This window comes from Salinifilum ghardaiensis, from assembly GCF_054491345.1.
Genome location: NZ_CM137101.1, coordinates 209,603 through 232,133, shown reverse-complemented (window position 1 = coordinate 232,133; position 22,531 = coordinate 209,603). Strand labels below are relative to the sequence as shown.

13 protein-coding genes are annotated in these 22,531 nt (G+C 72.6%); 3 read left to right on the top strand and 10 right to left on the bottom strand.

Annotated elements, in window-relative coordinates:
* Window positions 1–58: 58 nt before the first annotated feature.
* Both ACVGV0_RS01060 and ACVGV0_RS01055 read right to left on the bottom strand, forming a co-directional pair.
* Window positions 59–2,650: a helix-turn-helix transcriptional regulator gene (locus ACVGV0_RS01060; RefSeq protein ID WP_459157972.1), complete on the bottom strand. Its 2,592-nt coding sequence runs from the start codon at window positions 2,648–2,650 to the stop codon at window positions 59–61.
* Window positions 2,651–2,690: 40 nt separating this feature from the next.
* Window positions 2,691–4,121 carry an Hsp70 family protein gene (locus ACVGV0_RS01055; protein WP_459157971.1) on the bottom strand — a complete coding sequence of 477 codons (1,431 nt, stop codon included), beginning with the start codon at window positions 4,119–4,121 and terminating at the stop codon, window positions 2,691–2,693.
* Between the two features lie 326 nt (window positions 4,122–4,447).
* Between ACVGV0_RS01055 and ACVGV0_RS01050 the strand changes: the two genes are divergently transcribed.
* The 3 genes from ACVGV0_RS01050 to ACVGV0_RS01040 all read left to right on the top strand — a co-directional run bounded on the left by ACVGV0_RS01050 (window position 4,448) and on the right by ACVGV0_RS01040 (window position 10,103).
* A complete protein-coding gene (locus ACVGV0_RS01050) occupies window positions 4,448–6,697 on the top strand; it encodes an IniB N-terminal domain-containing protein (protein WP_459157970.1) in 2,250 nt (749 codons plus the stop codon).
* A 140-nt stretch (window positions 6,698–6,837) separates the two neighbouring features.
* Window positions 6,838–8,649, top strand: a complete 1,812-nt coding sequence (locus ACVGV0_RS01045) for a dynamin family protein (protein WP_459157969.1) — start codon at window positions 6,838–6,840, stop codon at window positions 8,647–8,649.
* On the top strand, window positions 8,646–10,103 hold the full coding sequence (locus tag ACVGV0_RS01040) for a dynamin family protein (protein ID WP_459157968.1): 1,458 nt from the start codon (window positions 8,646–8,648) through the stop codon (window positions 10,101–10,103). Before ACVGV0_RS01045 ends, ACVGV0_RS01040 begins: the two co-directional genes overlap by 4 nt.
* 289 nt (window positions 10,104–10,392) lie before the next feature.
* On the opposite strand, the gene ACVGV0_RS01035 is transcribed toward ACVGV0_RS01040, so the two are convergent.
* From ACVGV0_RS01035 to ACVGV0_RS01000, 8 genes are all read right to left on the bottom strand, one after another.
* On the bottom strand, window positions 10,393–11,847 hold the full coding sequence (locus ACVGV0_RS01035) for a catalase (RefSeq protein ID WP_459159876.1): 1,455 nt from the start codon (window positions 11,845–11,847) through the stop codon (window positions 10,393–10,395).
* Window positions 11,841–12,335: a Fur family transcriptional regulator gene (locus tag ACVGV0_RS01030; RefSeq protein ID WP_459157967.1), complete on the bottom strand. Its 495-nt coding sequence runs from the start codon at window positions 12,333–12,335 to the stop codon at window positions 11,841–11,843. The genes ACVGV0_RS01035 and ACVGV0_RS01030 overlap by 7 nt, the downstream gene beginning before the upstream one ends.
* 266 nt (window positions 12,336–12,601) lie before the next feature.
* Window positions 12,602–14,047, bottom strand: coding sequence for a GntP family permease (locus ACVGV0_RS01025; RefSeq protein ID WP_459157966.1), 1,446 nt, complete (start codon window positions 14,045–14,047; stop codon window positions 12,602–12,604).
* A gap of 266 nt (window positions 14,048–14,313) precedes the next feature.
* Window positions 14,314–15,765 (bottom strand): GntP family permease, encoded by a 1,452-nt coding sequence (locus tag ACVGV0_RS01020; protein ID WP_459157965.1) that lies wholly within the window; start codon window positions 15,763–15,765, stop codon window positions 14,314–14,316.
* Window positions 15,766–15,879: 114 nt separating this feature from the next.
* A complete protein-coding gene (locus ACVGV0_RS01015; protein WP_459157964.1) occupies window positions 15,880–17,367 on the bottom strand; it encodes a gluconokinase in 1,488 nt (495 codons plus the stop codon).
* A 210-nt stretch (window positions 17,368–17,577) separates the two neighbouring features.
* On the bottom strand, window positions 17,578–19,626 hold the full coding sequence (locus ACVGV0_RS01010) for an OPT family oligopeptide transporter (protein ID WP_459157963.1): 2,049 nt from the start codon (window positions 19,624–19,626) through the stop codon (window positions 17,578–17,580).
* A 315-nt stretch (window positions 19,627–19,941) separates the two neighbouring features.
* Window positions 19,942–20,997, bottom strand: coding sequence for an aspartate-semialdehyde dehydrogenase (locus ACVGV0_RS01005; protein WP_459157962.1), 1,056 nt, complete (start codon window positions 20,995–20,997; stop codon window positions 19,942–19,944).
* Window positions 20,997–22,262: an aspartate kinase gene (locus tag ACVGV0_RS01000; RefSeq protein WP_459157961.1), complete on the bottom strand. Its 1,266-nt coding sequence runs from the start codon at window positions 22,260–22,262 to the stop codon at window positions 20,997–20,999. The genes ACVGV0_RS01005 and ACVGV0_RS01000 overlap by 1 nt, the downstream gene beginning before the upstream one ends.
* Between the last annotated feature and the right edge of the window lie 269 nt (window positions 22,263–22,531).

Genomic DNA, 22,531 nt, shown 5'->3' with positions numbered 1-22,531 from the left:
GGGCCTCGCCTGAGGTTCCCCCACCCGACCCGCTACGCCAACCGATCCGCGGAATTCCTCAGGAGAGCAGCTCGCGCAGCCGGTCGAGCAGTTCCTGCCGCGAGCTGCACCCGAGGCGCTGCTTCATCCGCCCCACGTGGTGCTCCACGGTCTTGGCGGAGATGAACAGCCGCGTCCCGATCTCCTTGTAGGTCCTGCCCGCCAGCACCAGGTCGGCCACCTCGCGCTCGCGCGCGGACAGCACGTGCTCCTCGGACGCGGCAGGCCCGGTGACCGCGCGCGGGCGCGGTGGTTTTCCCTGCAGCGTGCGCGCCGTTTCCAGCAGCTGGAGCATGTCCCGCCGGTCGGCGGTGTGCAGCGCGACCTGCCCCGCCAGTCGTGCGCCTTCCCAGGCGAATCCGGCCGCGTGCAGCGACATCGCCGCCTGCCGGGCTTCTTCGGCTGCGACCTCGCCCTCCAGCGCGCGCAGCCACACCTCGGCGCCGGCGGCCATGGCGGTGGCCAGCGGGTTGTGCCCGGAGGCCGCCCGCAGCGCAGCGGCGTGCTGCCAGGCTTCGTCGTGCTCGCGCACGACGATCGCCGCCTGCAGGCACTTCCACCGCAGCGGAGCTGACCACAGTGGAGGGTCATCCAGGCGTTGCAGCAGGCGCAGGGCCTCCTGCTGGTAGGGGGCGATCCACGTGCGGTCGCCGAGCCGCGCGGCGGCCACGATCGCCTCGCCGAGCGGAACGAGGCTGAACAGGTCGACGGGGTGCTCGGCGACCGCCTGCCGCAGCGCCCCGCGGACGGAGCCGAGCGCGGTCGTGTCGTTGTCCCGACCGGCGGCGCCGGCGCGCAGCGCGGCCGACCACAACCGGTCGCGCCCGCGCAGGAAACCGCGTTCCAGCACGTCCAGTTCACTGTGGACCATAGCGGTGTCGCCGCGGGAGAGCACCAGGAAGGTCGACAGCAAGCGCATCCGAGTCCACAGCGGATCGTCCCTGCCGGTGATCTCGCCGCCCCGCTGCAGCACGCCGTGCGCCACGTCCGGCTCCCCCGCGTGCAGCGCCACGAGGGCAGCGATCCCGGAGGGGCTGTCGGGCAGGGTGTCCGGGACGTCCGCATCGGCCAACGACGCCGCGCGCGCGGTCGCGGACACGGCCGCCGCGGCCGAACCTGCAGCGGACTCCCACACGCCCGCGGCCAGCTGCTCGAACACCCCCGCCCGCAGCGACGGCGGCCCGTCGCCGCCGGCGGGTTCCCACATGCCCCGCGCGCGCTCGCGCTCGCCGGTGCCGAGCAGCGCCACCGCGGCGAAGGCCCAGTCACCCGGCCAGCGCGGACCGCGCACCGACCACGCGCACATCTCCGCGCAGCGGTCCAGCAGGCCGCGGTGGGCCAGGGCGGTCGCGGCGATGCGCGCCGCGTCGGCGCGCCCCGCTGCCGCCTCGTCGGCCAGCACCCGTTCGGCGTGCCGCAGCGCGGTGTCGAAGTCCCCCGCCGCACCCGCCGCCCGGACCCGCAGCGCGGCCGTTTCCGATTCGGCGGCACCGCAGTGCGCCGCCGCGTCGCACAGTTGACCGGCCAGGGTGGACGCCCCGGAGATCAGCGCCTCGGTTGCGGCCCGCGCGAAACCGCGCGCCAGGGAGGCGTCCGGCGCGGTGCCGTGGTGCTCGGCCACCACGCGCATCACCGGCAGCAGCGCCGCCTCGCCGTCGAGCCGCTGCTCGATCAGCCGCCGCGCGATCCACAACCACGCCTCGCGCGGCAGGATCCGGGTGACCGCGCAGCGCACGACCGGAACCGGCGCGTCACCGGCGGTCAGGAGGCCGCTGGCGCGCACGTGCGCCAACGATTCGTCTGCAGTGGATTCATCGGTGGTGAGCAGCCGCGCGAGCGGAGCAGCGCCCGAGCTCGCGCCGAGGGACAGCGCGACGAGCAGGTCCCGCCCCACCGGGCCGAGCCGGTCCAGCTCCGGGTGGAACCGCTCCAGCACCGCGTCCGGAACCGCTCCCCCCGCGACGACCCCCCGCCCGGCGGCCTGGAACAGGCGCACCGCCAGCCGCGGCACGCCGCCGCTGTGCTCCACGGCCCACCGCAGGCGCTCGTCATCGGCCGGGCCCGCCGCCTCGCGCCCCGCGCAGGCGGCGAGCTCGGCCGCGCCCCACCCGGGCAGCGTCAGCGCCGTGCGCACCTCCGCCAGCAGCGCGTCGAGCTCGGGCGGGCGCGGATGCGGCCGGTAGGTGAGGACCACCCGCGCACCGGCCTCGCGCGCCCGCTCGCGCAGGTGCCGCAGCGCGTCCTCGTCGAGTCGGTGGGCGTCGTCGACCAGCACGGCCGCGTCGCGCCACTGCTCGACCGGGTGCCCGACGTCGCGCACCGCGACCCCGGCAGCGGTGTAGGCCTGCGCGATGCAGGACAGCACCGTGCTCTTGCCGAACCCGCCCGCGCCGCGCACCGCCACGGTGCGCCCGCTGTCCGGGGCGTCGCCGATCGCGCGGCACAGCGCCGCGATCTCCCCGCCGAGCAGCTGCTCCAGCACGCGGCCGACCCCCGCGCGGCCGACCTCCGCGGGACCGGCCTCCGCGTCGGCGGAGGCGCGGCCGAGCACGGCACCTCGCGCCGCGGCGCCGCCGCTGACGGAGCGCGGCAGGGGCACTTCTCGGTTCACGACTTCTCCCACCCTGGACGGACGGTGCGGCGCGGGATGTTCATCGGGAGCTCCCGAGCGCACCCAGCACCCCGCCGAGCGGGCTGTTCGGCGGGAAGACGAACATCAGCACGATGCCGACGATGATCAGAACCGCCGCGGCGGACAATTTCAACACCTTGATCCTACGAGCGCGCGCTTCGTCCGGTGGATCCAAGGGCATCGGGTCGACCGCGACCGGTGGGCGCTCCGGCGCCGCTTCCTCCGCCGCCGGTTCGGGTTCGGCGTGCGCGGCCTCGGGGATGACCACGTCCGGGTCGGAGGGCGGGTCCGGGCGCGGCGCCGGCGGCGCGCGGTGCTCCGCCTCGGGTGCCACGGTGCGCACGGCGGCCACCGCGGCACCGCTCGCGGCGACGAGCTCCGGATGCCGGTCGACCAGCGGCGTGCGCCCCATGCGGTCCCCGACGAGGCGCCGCAGCAGCGGGGTGTGCGCGGTACCGCCCGCCAGCAGCACCGTGCCGAGCTCCTCCACGGGCACCGGACTGGACTGCACGGCCTGGTGCAGCACCTCCGGCACGCGTTCCAGCCGCGGGCGCGCGCGCCACTCGTAGCGGTTGCGGGAGAGCCCCACCTCGGTCGTGGTGCTCGGCGAGCGCACCGGCACGCGGGTTTCCGCGTGGTAGGACAGGGCTTCCTTCGCGCGGGCGCAGGACTCGCGGAACCCGAGCAGCGCCGCGCGCGCCGCGGGGTCGCCGGTGTCCTCCGGCAGCGCGGTTCCCTCCGGCAGCTCCGCGTCGAGCTCTTCGCGCACGAGGTCGGCGACGACGTCGTCCAGGTCCCACCCTCCGGGGTGGGCGGCCTCCAGCGGCGGTGCGACGAGGTCGAAGGCGAGCTCACCGGGCCGGCGGCGCAGCACGGTGACGTCGAACCCGCTGCCCCCCGCGTTGCCCACCGCCAGGGAGAGGTTCTCGGAGAGCTCCTGCTTGGACGCGTAGTCCAGCGCCACGGCGAGGGGTTCCGGCACAGCGGTCACATCGGACAGACCGATCCGGGCGAGCTCGGCCAGCACGAGCCGCACCCGGTGCGGCCCCCAGGTGGCGCGGTGCGCGAGCGCGATGTGCTCGGGCGGGTGCCCCTGCCGCTGCGCGGCGAGGTCGGCGACCCACTCGACGACGGCCGCGGCGAGCCGCTGCGGGGAGGTGAAGTCGTTGCCGAGGGCGATCGGCGCGTCCTCGCCGATCCGGTGCGGGAAGTCCCGGCTGACCCACTCGTGGTGCGCGGCCTGCTGGTGCAGGGCGGCGTCCCCGGCGAGGAAGCTCCCGTCGGCGGTGCGGCAGACCGCGGTGGGCGTGGTCAGGCCGGGCGGCCCGGCGGGTCCTCCCCGGCCGAGCGGCAGCGGGGTCGCCGTGCTCGCCCAATCACCACCGTCGCGCCGCACGATGGCCGCCGAGGTCATCGTGGCGCCGAGGTGGACGCCCAGGACGTATGGCATGGCTCCTCTTCGCGTTGCGCGGCTGCGGCTTCGTACCGATCACACAGCTCACACGGAGCGGCGCCAGGTGTCGCCCGCACAGGGCGCACCCTCCGGTGTGAAGTGACCACAATTTAGCGTCTGGTTAGTTACGCAGAGACCTCTGTTGCCATATCCCACCCCCTAATGAGCTACCAGATCGACCCCCTAATAGGTGCACCCCTGACTAGGAGTCGCTCCCGATGTCCCGGACGGCCCCCGCTGCCTAGGCTGCAGCACGAGCAAGTGCGGGAGACCGGGAAGCCGTCCCGGGCGCCGAGCGAATCGCCGAGCGAGGGAGCTGGAGCATGACGAACCCTCAGCACACGCAGCATTCGGCGTTCCCCACTGGCGACTCCGAGGCCCAGTCCGGCGCAGCGTCCGAACCGACGGTGCACGAGTTCCTGACCCGGCTCGCCACCGACCCGGCAGCCCGCTCCGCGTTCGACAGCGACCCCCGTGGCGCACTGGACCGCGCAGGCCTCGGAGACATGAGCGCGGCAGATGTGTCCGATGCCACATCGCTGGTCCTCGACTACGCACCGGTCGAAGCCGTGGCCGAGTACCGCACGGTGCAGAGCAGCGTCGACCAGTTCGTGACGAACACCCAGCACGCCGTGCTCCAACTGCACTCCCCGTACTCAACCGAGCAGGAAGAACTGAGCATGCTGCAGAACAGCCCCGAGCAGAACCAGGACTTCTCCCAGGAGAGCGACGTCGACGTCGACATCGAGCAGAACGACTCGCACAACGTCGTCAACGCCCACGACGTGCTCAACGGCAACGAGGTCCTGAGCGGCAACACCGTCGTGGGCGGTGACGCCGCCGCAGGCGTCAGCAACGTGGTGAACTCGACCGTCGGCGCCGTCGGCGAGGCCGTCTCCGGCGCGGTCGGCGCTGTCACCAGCACCGTGGACAACACCGTCGACGCGAGCACCAACCTGGTCGGCAGCGCGGGCGCGACCGTGCACCAGGACGTCGGCAACCTCGCGCAGGGCGTCGGTGTCGGTGACGTGGCCGGCAACGTCGGCGGCCTCGCGGGCGGCGACGTGACCAGCACCGTCAGCGGTGTCGCCGGCGGCGACGCGAGCGGCGTGCTCGGCGACGTGACCGGCCTCGTGGGCGGCGTGGCCGGCGGCGACGCCAAGGCCGGCGCGCTCGCCGAAGGCCCCGTCTCCGAGGTCGCCAGCACCGCGACCGGCCTGGCCGGCGGCTTGACCGGCGGTTTGACCGGTGGCCTCACCGGCGACGTGACCAGCACCGTCGGCGACCTCGGCAGCGGTGACGTCAGCGGCGTCGTGGGCGAGGTGACCGGCACTGCCAGCAGCACCGTCAGCGGCGTGGCCAGCACCGCGACCGGCCTGGCCGGCGGCCTGGCGACCGGCGACGTGACCAGCACCGTCGGCGACCTCGCGGGCGGTGACGCCACCAAGACCATCAGCGGTGTCGGCGGCGGCGACGCGCTCGGCGGCGTGACCGGCCTCGTGGGCGGCGTGACCGGCGGTCAGGCGACCAGCGCGGTCGGCGAGGTCACCAGCACGGTCGGCGACCTGACCGGTGGCGACGTGAACGGCGCGCTGGGCGGCGCCACGGGCGTCGTGGGCGGCGCGACCGAGGGCGATGTGACCGGTGACCTGACCGGCGGCCTGACCGGCGACCTCACCGGCGGCCTCACCGGCGAGGTCACGGGCACCGTGAGCGGTGCCGTCAGCGGCGTGGCCGGCGGCGACGTGAACGGCCTGCTCGGCGGCGTGACCGGCTCGCTGAACGGTGAGGCCGGCGGCGACGCCTCCGCCAAGTCGGACGCCTCCGCCGAGGGCCCGGTCGGCGACCTCACCGGTGGCCTGCCGCTCAACGGCGTCACCGGCCTCGCCGGCGACGCGACGGCCCCGGTGGACGGTCTGGCGGGCAACGCCACGGCCCCGGTCGAGGACGTCGCGGGCACCGCGACGCAGCCGGTGGGCAACCTCGCCGGCGACGCCACCGCCCCGGTCGACGACCTGGCGGGCAACGCCACCGGCACGGTCGGCGACGTGGCCGGCAACGCCACGGCCCCGGTCGAGGGCGTCACGGGCGACCTGCCGGTCGACGACGTGACCGGCACCGTCGGCGACGCCGCGGCCCCGGTCGGCGACGTGGCCGGCAACGCGACCAAGACGGCCACCGACGTCGCGGGCGACGCCCCGGTCGTCGGCGACCTGCCGGCCAACCTCGAGAACCCGACCGACGCGGTCCCCGCCGCCGAGCAGGCCACCGCTCCGGTCGAGGACGCGGTCGACAACGTCGAGGACACCGCGGGCAACGCCACCGCCCCGGTCGAGGACGCGGCGAGCAACCTGCCGGTCGACGACGTGAGCAACACCGTCGGCGACGTGGCCGGCAACGCCCCGGTCGCCGGCGAGGCCGCCGAAGCGCTGCCCACCGAGGAGGCCACGGCCCCGGTCGAGGACGCGGCCAACCACCTGCCGGCGCCGAGCGACGTGCCGGTCGCGGGCGACGCCGTCGGCGGCACCGTCGAGCAGGTCAGCGGCGACCTCGGCGCGGAGGGTCTGCTCTGACCGCTGCGCGCTGAACGCTCGCCCACGGGGGCGCGGGGCCACGCTCCGCGCCCCCGTTCGCGCGTGCGCGCGTTCCGGACATTCCGCGGGAAACCCAGTGGGGTGGTCGGCACGGAGAGCGAGACGACACAATCACCCGTGTGATTGACACGGCGCTGGTTGAACTCATCGACCGCGCGAGCGCGGAATGTGCCGAGCAGGACCGCTCCGACCTGCACGGACGGCTCCGGCAGATCCGCACGCGCGTGCTCGACCCCAGTCAGCTCGTGCTGCTCATCGGTGAACCCGCCCAGGGCAAGAGCGCGCTGCTCAACGCGATCGTCAACGCACCGGTGTGCGCCGCCGGGGAAACCACCAGCACGCGCGTGCCCACGCTCGTGCGGCACGCGGACACGCCGAGCGCGCACCTGGTGGAGCAGGAGGCGGCCGACGGCCCGCCCGCGCTGGAGCGCGTGCCCGTTCCCCTCGAGGAGCTCACCACGCGCCTGCAGGAGGCCGTCGACCGCGGACGGCCGGTGCGGCGCGGCGAGGTCGCCGTCCCGCGGGGGGTGCTGCGCAACGGGCTCGCGCTGATGGACACCCCCGCGTTCGGCGGGCCCTCCTCCGCGGGCACGGACACGACCCTCGCCATCGCCGCGGAAGCGGACGCGCTGCTGATGATCTCCGATGCCACCCAGGAGCTGACCACCAACGAGATCGGCTTCCTCAAGCAGGTCGCCGACCTGTGCCCGAACATCGCCCTGGTGCAGCCGAAGATCGACCGCACCCCGCACTGGCGCCAGGTCGTCGAGGTCAACCGCAAGCACCTGAACAACGCGGGCGTGTCCGCGAAGATCTTCCCGGTCTCGTGCACCGTGCGCGCGCACGCGATGCGCACCAAGAGCAGCAACCTGAACAAGGAATCGGGGTTCAGCCCGCTGCTGGAATACCTCAAGTCCGAGCTCGCCGGGCAGCACGACCAGCTCACCCGCCGCCTCGTCTCGCACAACCTCGGCGAGGCGATCACCCAGATCAGCAACGACCTGCGCGCCGAACTGGCCGCGCAGAACCCGCGCACCGCCGCGGAAACGCTCGTGGAGCTGGAGAGCGCGCAGCGGCGCGCGGAAGAGCTGCGCCGCATCGCGAGCCGCTGGCAGAAGACGCTCAACGACGGCGTCCAGGACCTCAACGCCGACGTCGAGTTCGACTTCCGCGAACGCTGCTGGGCCGTCCAGCACCAGGTCAACGAGATCTTCGAGCAGGCCGATCCGCTCGAGGTCTGGGACGAGTTCCGGTCCTGGTTGGACGAGCAGATCACCGCCGCCATCGACACCACGTTCGCCTGGATCGGGCAGCGGCGGCAGCACCTGGTGCGGCGCGTTTCCGAGCAGATGCCGGACGAGGCCCGCGGGGAGGAGCCCGACCTGGAGCGCCTCGAACCGCCGCGGCCGCTCGACGCCGTCCCGGAACCCGCGCTACCGCGCGGCAGCGACTTCCGCCGCTTCGACCGGCTCCTCACCGGACTGCGCGGTTCCTACGGCGGCGTGCTCATGTTCGGCCTCGTCACCAAGATGGCGGGCCTGCCGCTGCTGAACGTCCTGTCGCTGTCGGCGGGCATCCTGCTGGGCAGCAAGAGCCTCCGCGAGGAGAAGGACACCCGGTTGCGCCGCCGCCAGACCGAGGCGAAGAACGCCGCGCAGCGCTACATCGACCAGGTCGTGTTCCAGGTGAACAAGGAGTCCAAGGACGCGATCCGCGCGATGCACCGCTCGATCCACGCCCACTTCAACGGAATCACCGAACAGGCCCAGGTGGACGTCAACTCGTCCATCCAGGACATCAAGCGGGCCGCCGAGCGCAGCGCGGTGGACCGGGACCAGCGCGCGCGGGAGATCAAGCAGAAGCTGGAGGACCTGTCCGTGCTGCGCAAACGCGTCGGCATGCTCACGCAGAACCGGATCGCGGCATCATGAGCACGCTGCTGGAACGCGCCCGCGAACTGCTCATCCGCACCATCACGTGCTACCGCGACGACCCGCGCACCGCCGCCTGGTTGCGCGGCCGCCTGGAACGCATCGAGCAGCCGCTGCGCATCGCCGTCACCGGACGCGTGCAGTCCGGCAAGTCGACGCTGATCAACGCGTTCGTCGGCGAACCGCTGGCACCGACCGCGACCGAGGAGAACACCCAGGTCAACACGCTCTACCAGTACGGTCCCGAGCCGAAGGTCCTGGTGCACACGCCGCATGGCTCGGTGCAGACCATCCCGATGAGCACAGTGGACGACGAGACCATCCGGCGGCTGCAGCACTGGCGCCCCGACGAGGTCTCCCGGCTGGTCGTCGAAGCGCCCTCACCGGGGTTGCGCGCGGTCAGCCTGCTCGAAACACCGGGCGTGGCCTCCACGGCCGTGCGCGAAACGGGGCAGACCGCGCTGGCGCAGGTGCTGGCCGAGGCGGACGCCGTGCTGTACCTGACGCGGCACCCCCACGAAGCGGACCTGCAGTTCCTGCAGGCCGCCCACGAGCTGCGCACCGCGCGGCGCGCCCCGATCAACACGCTGGTGGCGATCTCCCGCGCCGACGAGGCCGGGGCGAGCGGCTCGGAGGCGCTGACCGCTGCGGAGGGCGTCGCCGAGCAGCACCGCACCGATCCCGCGCTGCAGTCCTACGCGCAGCACGTGGTTCCCGTGATCGGGCTGCTCGGGCAGGCGGTGCACGCGATGACCGAGCAGGACATCGCCACGCTGCGGGAACTGCTGAAGCTGTCCGAGGAGGACCTGCAGTCGCTGCTGCTGTCCGCCGACCGGTTCGCGCACGGCAAGGCCCCGGATTCGCTGCCCACCGAGCACCGGCAGGCGCTGCTCGTCCGCTTCGGGCACTACGGGGTGCAGCGCGCCCTCGTGGCGCTGCGGGAGGGAGCCGAGGACGCGGCGCAGCTGCGCGCGGAGATGCTCGAGGCGAGCGGGATGAACGCGCTGCAGGGAGCCGTGCACCAGCAGTTCGTGGAGCGGCAGGACGCGCTGCGGGCCCGTTCTGCGCTGCTGGCGGTGGACATGGTGCTGCGGGCGAACCCGAAACCCGCGGCGCAGCGGCTGCACGGCGAGTTCGAGTGGGTCCTGGCCAACGCCCACGAGTGGGACGAGCTCCGCCTGCTGTCCGCATTGGACTCCGGGCAGCTGCGGTTCGCCCGCCCGCTGCAGGCGGCGGCCAAGCGTCTGCTCGGGGCCGGCGGGGCCGACCCGGCCAGCAGGCTGGGGTGCGACGAGGACGCGCCGGCCGGCGAGCTCGCGCAGGCGGCCGCGCGGGCGCTGGCGCAGTGGCGGGAGCAGCACGCGCACCCGCTGCACGACCGCGCGCACCGGGAAGCGGCGCGCACCGTGCTGCGGACGTGCGAGCACCTCACCACCGAGCTCGCCGCGGGTTGAGCTCGGCGCGTCCGACGCAGTCGTCACCGGTGGCCAGGCGTGCCGCGATCGCATCACGGCGGGGGTCGTCGGCGGCGTAGAAGGCGGTCAGGACGCCGTTGGTCAGTGAAGACCGCGGGCACGCGAAAGGGCCCGGAACGGCGGGGTTCCGGGCCCTTCGCATGTGGTGGTCGCCGCAGTCAGCAGGTGCCCCGCCGCGGAGCGGCGAACCGCGGCGGAGGGGAAACAGCGCGACGCCCGGGCCGCGCGGCGGCCCCGGCGCGCTGCGCCGGGGCCCACGGCGAGGAGGTCAGCCCTGGGAGCCCTTGACCTTCTCGGCGATCTTGTCGCCGGTGTCCTTGTCGACGTTGCGCCAGTAATCGAGCGCGCGGTCCAGGACCGGCTGCTCGACGCCGTCGAGCAGGTGGCCGGAGACGTTGTTGACGAAGCGCTCGCGCTCGGCGTCGCTGAAGACCTCGCGCACCAGCGTGCCGGGCTGGCCGAAGTCGTCGTCCTCCGCGTGCTTGGCGTAGGCGGAGCGGATGACCTCCTGCTCGACGCCGGTCGCCGAGTCGTCGCCGTCCGTGCTCGCGTCGGCGTGCGGACCGCCGTAGGAGTTCGGCGCGTACACCGGGTCCTGCCCGAAGTTGTACCGCATCGGACCGTCCTTGGCGTAGCTGTTCACCTCGGAGACCGGGCGGTTCACCGGCAGGTCGGCGTAGTTGGCGCCGATGCGGTAGCGGTGGGCGTCCGGGTAGGCGAACAGCCGGCCCTGCAGCATCTTGTCCGGCGAGGCACCGATGCCCGGGGGCATGTTCGTCGGCTCGAAGGCGGCCTGCTCGATCTGGGCGAAGTAGTTCTCCGGGTTGCGGTTGAGGACGAACCGGCCGACCTTGATCAGCGGGTAGTCGCCGTGCGGCCACACCTTGGTCAGGTCGAACGGGTTGAACCGGTAGTCGGCCGCTTCCTCGAAGGGCATGATCTGGACGTAGACGGTCCAGCTCGGGTCCTCGCCCTTCTTGATGGCGTTCCACAGGTCGCGGATGTGGAAGTTGGAGTCCGCACCGGCCATCCGGTCGCCCTCGTCCTGGGAGAGGAAGTCGTGGCCCTGGTCGGACTTGAAGTGGTACTTGACCCAGAACTTCTCGCCGGAGTGGTTGATCCAGCTGAAGGTGTGCGAACCGTAGAGGTTCATGTGCCGCCAGGTCTTCGGCAGCCCGCGGTCACCCATCAGCCAGGTCACCTGGTGCGCGGACTCGGGGCACTGGGTCCAGAAGTCCCACTGCATGTTGTTGTCGCGCAGGTGGTTGTCGGCGCGGCGCTTCTGCGAGCGGATGAAGTCGGGGAACTTGATCGCGTCGCGGATGAAGAACACCGGGGTGTTGTTGCCGACGAGGTCGTAGTTGCCCTCGCTGGTGTAGAACTTCATGGCCGTGCCGCGGGGGTCGCGCCAGGTGTCGGGGGAGCCCAGCTCGCCGGCGACCGTGGAGAAGCGGATCAGCGCGTCGGTGCGGGTTCCGGGCTGGAACAGCTTGGCCTTGGTGTACTGGCTGACGTCCTCGGTGACCTCGAGGTAACCGAAAGCGCCGCCGCCCTTGGCGTGCACCACGCGCTCCGGAACGCGCTCGCGGTTGAACTGCGCGTTCTTCTCGATCAGGTACTGGTCCTGCAGCAGGACCGGACCGTTCGGGCCGGCGGTCAGGGAGTGGTCGTCACTGGCGACCGGGATGCCGGTGTTGGTCGTCGTGGGTCGAGAACTCACGATCGTCCCTCCTCGTGGTGGTTTGCGTCCTCGGGCTGCGCGGCCGAGGACCGACAGTCTGGGCAGTAGCCCCAGAAGACGACTTCCGCTTCGTCGACCGCGAAGCCTTCCACACTCGCCGGGGCCAGGCAGGGTGCGGCTCCGTGCACGCAGTCCACATCAGCCGTCCTGCCGCAGGCACGGCACACCAGGTGGTGGTGGTTGTCCGCGGTTCGGGTCTCGAACCGGGCCGGGTGCCCGGCCGGCTCGATGCGGCGGAGCAGGCCCACGCGCGTGCAGGAGTTGAGCACGTCGTAGACGGCCTGTGTGGACACGGACCCCAGCTGGCCGCGCACGGCACCGGCCACCTGCTCGGCGGTCGAGTGCGGGTGCCCGGTCAGCCACTCCAGCACGGCGAGCCGCGGTTTCGTCGCTCGCAAACCGGCGGCCCGCAGCTGCTCGGCCGGGGCGAGCCCCTCGGTACCGCTGGCGGAGGTTGCGCTGAGGTTCATGATGCCCCGAGTATGCCACACCCAGATTGGAACGAGTCAAGAAAACTTCTCGCGGTTCGCCGGAACGCCGCCCGCAGCAGCGTGCCCAGAAGGAAGGCGCTCACCGCGAGGACCACGGCGAGCGCCGCAGGAGCGAGCAGCACGACCACGTCCGCGGCGAGCACCGCCCGTTTCCCGCTGCTGATCACCCGCCCGGAGGCGGCACCGCGCGGGTCGGCGGGACTGATCGGGGGCCGCTGGTGACGCGGGCGCGAGGCGTGCCCCCCTCAGAACACCACCCACAGCAGCGCGGCCAGCAGGAACCCGATCGTGCCGATCAGCGTCTGCATCACGGTATACGTGCGCAGCGCGGTCGGGACATCCATGCCGAGCAGCCGGCTGGTCATCCAGAACCCCGAGTCGTTGACGTGCGACAGCGTCGTCGCACCGGCCGCGATGGCGATCACGACCAGGCACAGCTGCAGCTCCGACAGCCCGGGCGTCGCCTGCACGACGGGAGCGATGAACCCGCCCGCGGTGGTCAGCGCCACCGTCGCCGAGCCCTGCGCCACGCGCATCACCATCGCGATGAGGAACGCGGCCAGCAGCAGCGGAACGCCCAGGCTCTGCAGCATGCCCGCCAGCGCCTGGCCGACACCGCCCTCGTTGAGCACGGCGCCGAACATGCCGCCCGCACCGGTGACGAGGATGACCACGGCGATCGGGCCGAGGCAGTCCGACAGGTGCCGCTCGATCTCGCCCAGCCGCATCCCGCGACGCACGCCGAGCACCACCACGGCCGCCAGAACGGCGATGACCAGCGCAATCGGGCTCTCACCGATCAACTGCACCGCCTGCACCGCGGTGCTGTCCGTGTTCACCGCGCCGGCTTCGCCGAGCGTTTCCAGCCCGGTGTTGGACAGGATCAGCAGCAGCGGCAGCACCAGCATGGACAGCACGGCCAGCAGTCCCGGCGGATTCGCGGGTTCCTGCGCGGAGTCCTCCCGCGCGGCCAGCGACACCTCCGGCACGGGCAACCGCACCCGGTCGCCGACGCGCCGGCCGAACACGTACCCGGCCAGCAGCCAGGTGGGCACGGTGACCACGAGGCCCACCACCACGAGCAGGCCCATGTCCGCGCCGAGCATGCTGCCCGCGGCCACGGGGCCCGGGTGCGGTGGGACGAAGACGTGGATCGCGGCGAACGCCCCGGCCACCGGCAGTCCGTAGCGCAGCACCGAGCCGCCGAGCGCCTTGGCCACGGAGAAGACCACCGGCAGGAAGATGATCAGCGCGGCGTCGTAGAAGATCGGGAAACCGAACAGCAGCGCGGCCACGCCGAGCGCGAACGGGGCGCGCCGCTCGCCGAAGGCGCGCACCAGCGAGTGCGCCAGCACGCTCGCCCCGCCGGAGACCTCCAGCATCCGGCCGAGCATCGCGCCCAGGGCCACGAGCAGGGCCACTTCGGCGAGCGTGTCACCGATCCCCTCGTAGAGGGTGTCCATGACCTCGCCGACCGGTACGCCCAGCAGCAGCGCGCTCGCCAGGCTCACCAGCAGCAACGCCACGACCGGCTGCATCTTCGCGCCGATGATCAGCGCCAGCAGCGCGGTGATCGCCCCCACGGCGATGGCCAGGGCGGGCCCCGTCCCCACTGCCGGGGACTGGGCCTGCGCGAGTTGCTCTGCGAGGACGAGGCGCTCCGGAGGCAGCGACACGGGAAACGGCGACACGGGCGGATCCCCTCCCAACGGGTGCGCTCGGCGCACCGCCGCGGATTCGACGCACGGGACAGCGGCGGACGCACGAGTGCGACCGCCTGAACAGCGTTCGAAATCCTGGCAAGGAGATCCACGTCACGGCCAGACGTGCGATCGGCAGCGCCGGCAACGAGACCGAAAAGCAACGGGCCGGGGGTACGCGCGCACGCCCGTTCGGACCAGCAGGTTCCGCACATCGGCCGGGTGCGCCGGCGCACGCCGGAGGTCGGGGAACGACCTCAGAGCACCGTCCAGAGCCCGCAGGCGATGAGGAAGCCGACCACGCCGATGAGCGTCTCCTGCACCGTCCACGTGCGCAGCGTCGTGCCCACGTCCATCCCGAACAGCCGGCTGACCAGCCAGAAACCCGAGTCGTTGACGTGCGACAGGACCGTGGCACCGGCCGCGACGGCGATCACGACCAGGCACGTCTGCGCCGGGGAGATGTCGCCCGCCGCCTGCACCGCCGGGGCGATGAACCCGCCGGCCGTGGTGATCGCGACCGTGGCCGAGCCCTGCGCCACGCGCATCACCACGGCGATGAGGAACGCGGCCAGGATCAGCGGCACCCCGAGGTCCTGCAGCGTGCCCGCGAGCGCCTGCCCGACACCACCGGTCTCCAGCACCGCGCCGAACATGCCGCCGGCACCGGTGACCAGGATGACCGCCGCGATCGGGGCCAGCGCCCCGGTGAGGTTCTTCTCGATGTCCTTGCCGGTCATGCCGCGCGCCTTGCCCAGCACGAGCGAGGCCAGCAGCACGGCGATCGCCAGCGCGATCGGGCTCTCGCCGACGAGCATCAGCGCCTGCACGACGCCGTTGTCCTCGCCGACCACCCCGGCCTCGGACAGCGTGCTCAACCCGGTGTTGAGCAGGATCAGCACCACCGGCAGCAGCAGCATCGACAGCACGGTGGCCATGGACGGACGCGCGCCGCCCTCGCCGGTGGAGCCGCTCCCCCCGGTCGTGCCGGCCTCGCCGGAGGTCAGCGACATCTCCGGGATCGGCAGGTGGACCCGGCGCCCGGTGAAGGAGCCGAAGGCCAGCGCGGCGACGAGCCACGTCGGGATCGCCACGACCAGTCCGATCAGCAGCAGCAGGCCGATGTCCGCTCCGAGCATGCCGGCCGCGGCCACCGGGCCCGGGTGCGGCGGGACGAACGCGTGCATCACCGCGAAAGAACCGGCCACGGGCAGCCCGTAGCGCAGCACCGAGCCGCCGAGCTGCTTGGCGACGGAGAACACGATCGGCAGGAAGATGATGATGCCGACGTCCAGGAAGATCGGGATGCCGAACAGCAGCGCCCCGACACCGAGCGCGAACGGGGCGCGCTTCTCGCCGAACCGCCGCACCATGGCCTCGGCGAGCACGCCGGCACCGCCGGAGACCTCCAGCATCCGGCCGAGCATCGCGCCCAGGGCCACGAGCAGGGCCACTTCGGCGAGCGTCTCCCCGATCCCGTCGTAGAGCGTGTCCATCACGTCGCCGACCGGCACGCCCAGCAGCAGCGCGCTCGCCAGGCTCACCACCAGCAGCGCGATCACGGGCTGCATCTTCAGCCCCATGATGAGGACCAGCAGCACCGCGATCGCACCACCGGCGACCGACAACGCCACTGCCGGTGAATTGTGGATCACCGGATTGTCCGCCGCCAGCACTCCTCCGGCGGCGAGATTGATCGCAGTGGACACAGGTCCGCCCCTAACGTTCACCTCGTTGTGCCACGGTTAGTGGGAAACCATGCCGCAGAATTCCGCGATTCAGGCGCACTCCGCGGCATGGATCACAGTGGACGGTGCAGCGGGTCACGACCCGTGCAACCCGAGCAACGCCTCGTGCAGCGCTTCGACACGAGGCCGGTGCCGTTCGTAGAACTCGGCGCTCGAGGGGTCCGCTTCGGCCGTTTCCTCGACGCGCACCAGGTCGGCCGCGCTGTCCAACGTGCTCAGCTCGCCGAGCGCGTACCACGCGAGCAGCGCAGCGCCCACGCCCGAACCACCGCTGGATCCGGGAAGCTGCAGATCGCACCCCAGGGCCGCAGCGACCGTGCTGCGCCAGACCTCGCTGCGGAACCCGCCGCCGGTGGCGCGCACCGCGTCCACCCGCGCCCCCGAGTCGACCACCGCGTCGCGCACCAGCGCCAGCTGCTGCGCGACCCCCTCGATGACGGCGCGCGTGATCTCGGCGCGCCCGTGCGAACGGCGCAGCCCCAGCAGCGCACCGGTCAGCCCCGACCGCCACCACGGAGCGCGCTCCCCCAGCAGGTACGGCAGCGCGACCAGGCCGTCGGCCCCGGGCTGCACGGCCAGCGCCTCGTCGAGCACCGCGGACATCTCCACGCCGAACGTCTCGGCGGCCCACTGCCCCACGACCGCCCCGTTGCTCACCGCGCCGCCGAGCACCCACATGTCCTCGGTGAGGGCGTAGCTGAACGTGCGGCACCGCTCGTCCACGCTCCCGACGCCGCTCACCACGCGCAGCGCCCCGCTCGTCCCGAGCGAAACCGCCGCCGCGCCGGGGCGCACCGCGCCCACGCCGAGGTTGGCCAGCGGTCCGTCACCGCCGCCGAGCACCACCGGGGTGCCGGACGGCAGCCCCACGCGGGAGGCCGCGCTCCGCGACAGGCCGAGAACGTCCGTGGGCGCGGCGATGCGCGGCAGCTGTTCGGCGCGCACGCCGGCGACCGAGAGCGCGGGAGCGTGCCAGTCCCGGGTGCGCATGTCCTGCAGACCGCTGCCGGAGTTCAGCGAGAAGTCGGTGACGAAGTCGTCGACGAGCGCGCCGACGACGTAGTCCTTCAGCGCGCACCAGCGGGACGCGGCGCGGGCGAGGTCGGGGCGCTGCTCGGTCAGCCAGGCGAGCTTGACCATCACCGACTGCGTGTGCACCGGGGTGCCGGTCTCGCGGTGCAGCTGCCGGCTCCGCGGGTCCTCGCGCAGCCGCGCGGCCACGTCCTGGGCCCGGGAGTCGCCCCAGGTGAACGCCGGCGTCACCGCGGACCCGGAGCCGTCCACGCCGACCAGCGTGTGCATCGCGGTGCTGAACGACAGCGCGGCGACCGCGCACCCCTGCTGCTGCGCCCAGCGGACCCCGTCAACGAGCGCCGCGATCACCGTCTCGCGCACTTCGTCCGCGTCGTGCACGGCGGCACCGCTGTCGTCGGAGTACAGCGGGTACTCGCGTTCGAGCCGGTGCAGCATCCGCGCATCGCGTGCCGTCACGACGATCTTCACGGCCGTGGTTCCGGCGTCGATGCCGAGGACCACATCGGTCGCGCTCGCAAGTGCGCTCATGCCGCACAACTTAAACCCGGCTGAATCGGAGCACGGGACGTGGTCTAGTCCACGCGCGGTCCGGAACCGGCGATGTGCCCAGAAATCATCGCCCTGCGCGCACGCGCGGTCGCGCTGCGTCGACGTCGAGCTCGAAAGGTCGGACTGTGAGATATCTGTCCGCGGTGCATGCCTCGACCAGGTGCTCCCCGCCCTCCGGGCGGCACGCGGTCAGCCGCGACCCCGGGCCGCCACGCGGTACAGCCAGAGCACGAAGAACACGAACGCGGCGATGCCGAGCACGTTGCTGCCGGCGGTGAACGCCCCCTCGGACACGCCCAGGGCCTGCGGACCGATCATGAACACCTCGGCGCTCTGCGCCGCGGCGAACGGGATCGCCAGCAGGATGCCGACCAGCGCCTCGCCGGTGATCAGCCCGGAGGCGAACAGCACCCCGCGGCGTTCGGAACCCTCGGCACCGCGGCGGCGGCGCGCCCGCGCCGTGGCCACGGCCAGCAACCCGCCGATGAAGATCGGCACGGACAGCTCCAGCGGCAGGTACAGCCCGACCGCCACGGCCAGCACCGGGGTGCGGAACGACGCCCCGCGGCGCGCGAGGAGCTGGTCCAGCGCGATGAGCGCGACCGCCACCAGGGCGCCGAGGCCGATCATCGTCCACGGCAGACCGCCGAGGAACACGCCCTCGGAGACCGAGCTCATCAACGTCGCCTGCGGTGCCTGCAGCGCCTGCGACGGGTCCATGTCCGGCCGCGGCAGCGAGTCGCCCAGCCCGTAGGCGGTGTAGAGCACCGACAGGGTCGGCGCGAGGCACACCGCCGCCGAGACCACGCCGATGATCTGCATGATCTGCTGCTTCCACGGGGTGGCGCCGACGATGTAGCCGGCCTTGAGGTCCTGCATGTTGTCCCCGGCGATGGCGGCGGCGCTGGCCACCACCGCGGAGATGATGACGGCGGTCGCCGCCCCGACGGTCGCCTTGGCCTCGTTGCCGGTGAAGTCGATCTGCGTGCCCAGGATCCCCAGCAGCACCAGCGAGCTCGTCAGCAGCGTCAGGATGGACACCCCGGAGATGGGGTTGTTCGACGAGCCGACCAGACCGGCCATGTACCCGGCGACCGAGGAGAAGACGAACCCGGCGACCAGCGCGAACAGCAGCCCGAAGGTGATCGTGGCGAGGAACACCCCGCCGCCGATCTGGAGCCGCTCGGCGTCCACGTTGAACAGGAACACCAGGAACACCGGAACGGCCAGCACGAGCGTGCCGTAGCCGAGGAAGTTCGCCGGGATGTCGCGCTCGGTGCGCGCCAGCCCGCCGGACTTCCCGGAGCGGCTGTCGCGCAGGGCCCGCACCGAGGAGACGATGCTGTCGCGGATCGGCCGCAGCACCGCCAGCAGCGCCCAGATGCCGCCGACGGCCATCGCCCCGACGCCGAGGTAGCGCACCCGCTCCTCCCAGATCGCCTCGGCCGCGGCGTACCCGCTGGCGCCCCCGGTCAGGCTCGTCAGCTGCGCCGGGTCGGTCAGCAGCATGTACAGCGGGATCGCCACGAACCAGGCCAGCGCGCCGCCGGCGAACACGAGCACGGCGATGTTGATGCCGACGATGTAGCCCACGCCCAGCAGCGCGACGCCGAGTTCGCTGCCCAGGCCGATGACCGCGCCGCCGGCCTTGACCGCTGTGGACACCGAGGAGGCCGCCACGCCCAGGCCGGTCTGGCAGAACTTCAGCAGCCCGCCGGCGACACCGGCGATCGCGATGGAGCGGGCCTCGCCGCCACCGGACTTGCCCGCCTTGAGCACCTCACCGGTGGCCACGCCCTCCGGGAACCGCAGCGGCTTCTCGACGATCAGCGCCCGCCGCAGCGGAACGGTGAACAGCACCCCGAGCACGCCGCCGCACAGGGTGATCGCCATGACCGGCAGGTACGGGAAGTCCGCCCAGTAGCCCAGCAGGATCAGCGCGGGCAGCGTGAAGATCATGCCCGCGGCCAGCGACTCGCCCGCCGAGGCGGCGGTCTGCACGATGTTGTTCTCCACGATGCTGGACCGGCGGAAGAACCGGAAGATCCCCATGGAGATGACCGCTGCCGGGATGGACGCCGACACGGTCATGCCGACCTTGAGCCCGAGGTAGGCGTTCGCGGCGGAGAGCACGACGGCCAGCAGCACCGCCAGGACCACCGCCTTGAGCGTGATCTCCCGGGGGCGGGAGCTCGCCGGTGCCGCGACCGCGTCGACGTCCTCGTTGCGCGTGCTCATCAGGACCTTCTTCTCGGGTGCTCCGGACGCCGCGCCGCCGGCGCGGCGCGCAACAACGTATCCCGCTGCGAAAACCGTGGCCAGTCCCCACGCGTGGCGGGAACCAGACAGACGGCGGCCCCGCCCGGAGCGGTGCGGCAGGCGCCGAGGAGAGGGGCGGGCGCGGTCGCGCCCCGTTCAGCGCCCCGCACGACGACGGGCTCCCCGCCGGCCGAGAGCCGGCGGGGAGCCCGTGCCGAGTTCCGCGCGCCGAGGCGTCAGCCCGCGAGGGCCTCAGCGCCTCAGCGCAGCAGCGCAGAACGACCCGATGAAGTCCTACTGCCCCGCGAGGGTCTCCGCGATCTCGTAGGTGTTCAGCGCGGCCCCCTTCCGGAGGTTGTCCCCGCAGACGAAGAAGTCGAGCGTGTTCGGGAAGTCCATCGCCTGCCGCAGGCGGCCGACGTAGGTGGGCTCCTCGCCGACGACCGCGGCCGGGGTGGGCCACACCCCGCCTTCCGGGTCGTCCTGCAGCACGACCGTGGACTGCCCGCCGAAGACCTCGCGGGCGCGCGCCACGTCCACGTCGGAGGCGAACGTCGCGTGCACCGCCAGCGAGTGCGTGGTCAGCACCGGCACCCGCGCGCACGTCGCCGAGACCTTCAGCTCCGGGATGCCGAGGATCTTGCGGGACTCGTTGCGGACCTTCAGCTCCTCCGAGGACCAGCCGTCCTCCTTCAGCGAGCCGGCCCACGGCACCACGTTCATCGCCAGCGGCGCCTTGAACGGCGTCTCCGGCGACAGCCCGGCCGCGCCCAGCGCCTCGGCCACGTCCCCGGACCGCACGCCGACCTGCTTGCCGCCCACGGCTTCCAGCTCCGCGTACAGCCGGTCCACGCCTTCCTGCCCGGCGCCCGAGGCCGCCTGGTAGGAGGCGACGACGAGCTCGCGCAGCCCGAACTCGTGGTGCAGCGCCCCCAGCGCGGCCATCATCGACAGCGTCGTGCAGTTCGGGTTGGCGATGATGCCCTTCGGGCGGTCGTGCACCTTCTCGGCGTTGACCTCCGGCACCACCAGCGGCACCTCGGGGTCCATGCGGAACGAGCCCGAGTTGTCCACGGCGACGGCGCCGCGCTCCACCGCGACCGGCGCCCACTCCGCGGAGACCGCGTCGGGCACGTCGAACAGCGCGACGTCCACCCCGTCGAAGGCCTCCGGCGCCAGCTCGACGATCGTCGTCTCGCGGCCGCGCACGGTGACCTTCCTGCCCGCCGAGCGGGCCGAGGCGATGAGGCGGATCTCGCCCCACGGCACGGACCCGCGCGCGTTGATGATCTCGGTCATGACGGTGCCCACCGCTCCGGTGGCACCCACGATCGCCAGCGTCGGCGCCATCAGCGACCACTCCCCGCGTACACGACGGCCTCCTCGTCGCCACCGAGCTCGAACGCGCGGTGCAGGGCGGCGACGGCGTCGTCCAGCTGCGACTCGGCGATCAGCACGGAAATCCGGATCTCGGAGGTGTTGATGATGTCGATGTTCACACCCGCGTCGTACAGCGCCTCGCAGAAGGTCGCCGTCACGCCCGGGTGCGAACGCATGCCGGCGCCGACCAGGGACACCTTGCCGACCTTGTCGTCGTAGACGACCTCGGAGAAGCCCATCTCGGACTGGATCTCCTCCAGCTCCGCGACGGCGCGCGGGCCGTTGCTGCGGGAGACGGTGAAGGTGATGTCGGTGCGCGCCGAAGCGGTGCTGGACACGTTCTGCAGCACCATGTCGATGTCGATGCCGGCATCGGCGACGACGCGGAAGATGCGTCCCGCGATCCCCGGGTTGTCCGGTACTTCCCGCACCGTGACCTTCGCCTCCGACCGGTCGTGCGAGACGCCGGTGATCATCGCCTGTTCCACGGAAAGGTCCTCCACTGAGCCGGAAACCAGCGTTCCCGTCTTGGCCGAATAGGACGAGCGGACGTGCAGCGGAACGCCGTACCGGCGGGCGTACTCGACGGCGCGCAGGTGCAGCACCTTCGCCCCGGTGGCGGCCAGTTCCAGCATCTCCTCGTAGGTGACGTTGTCCAGGTGCCGGGCGTCGGGCGCGATGCGCGGGTCGGCGGTGTAGACGCCGTCGACGTCGGTGTAGATCTCGCAGACGTCGGCTTCCATCGCCGCGGCGACCGCCACCGCCGTCGTGTCCGACCCGCCCCGGCCGAGCGTGGTGATGTCGTGCGTGTCCTGCGCCACTCCCTGGAAGCCCGCGACCAGCACGATCTGCCCCTGGTCCAGCGCCTCGCGGACGCGGCCGGGGGTGACGTCGATGATGCGGGCGTTCTGGTGCGCCGCCGTGGTCAGCACGCCGGCCTGCGAGCCCGAGAAGGACCGGGCCTCCGCGCCGAGCGCCTCGATCGCCATGGCCACGAGCGCGTTGGAGATCCGCTCACCGGCGGTGAGCAGCATGTCCAGTTCCCGCTCCGGCGGCGCCGGGTTGACCTGCTGGGCGAGGTCCAGCAGCTCGTCGGTCGCGTCGCCCATCGCGGAGCAGACCACGACCACGTCGTTGCCGGCTTTCCGGGTCTCCACGATGCGCTCGGCGACGCGTTTGATCCGGTCGGCACTCTCGAGCGAGGAACCGCCGTATTTCTGGACGACGAGCGCCACGTGAACAAACCTCCTCGAGCCGTGCGGTCACTCCCGTTGCGACCCCGCACCGCACCGGCCCGGCAGTCAGCCCCGCGGGGTCCGCGGACCCCGCTCGGTGCCCCCAGTTCCGGTGGACCGAAGCGCCGCGCGCCCGCCAACGCCGCGGGGGTCGCCTCCGGGAACCGGCCGTCACCCAGCCGGGTCGCTGGCCGACCGGTTCACTGTGAGCACAGCGTACCGAACGAGGACCGGCGAACCCCAATCCACCGCTCGTCACTACCCTGGTC

Excerpts from the sequence above, each read along its gene's own strand:
- ACVGV0_RS01055 (WP_459157971.1), bottom strand. The coding sequence starts at position 4,121 with ATGCCATACGTCCTGGGCGTCCACCTCGGCGCCACGATGACCTCGGCG.
- ACVGV0_RS01050 (WP_459157970.1), top strand. The coding sequence starts at position 4,448 with ATGACGAACCCTCAGCACACGCAGCATTCGGCGTTCCCCACTGGCGAC.
- ACVGV0_RS01040 (WP_459157968.1), top strand. The coding sequence starts at position 8,646 with ATGAGCACGCTGCTGGAACGCGCCCGCGAACTGCTCATCCGCACCATC.
- ACVGV0_RS01030 (WP_459157967.1), bottom strand. The coding sequence starts at position 12,335 with ATGAACCTCAGCGCAACCTCCGCCAGCGGTACCGAGGGGCTCGCCCCG.
- ACVGV0_RS01015 (WP_459157964.1), bottom strand. The coding sequence starts at position 17,367 with ATGAGCGCACTTGCGAGCGCGACCGATGTGGTCCTCGGCATCGACGCC.
- ACVGV0_RS01010 (WP_459157963.1), bottom strand. The coding sequence starts at position 19,626 with ATGAGCACGCGCAACGAGGACGTCGACGCGGTCGCGGCACCGGCGAGC.
- ACVGV0_RS01005 (WP_459157962.1), bottom strand. The coding sequence starts at position 20,997 with ATGGCGCCGACGCTGGCGATCGTGGGTGCCACCGGAGCGGTGGGCACC.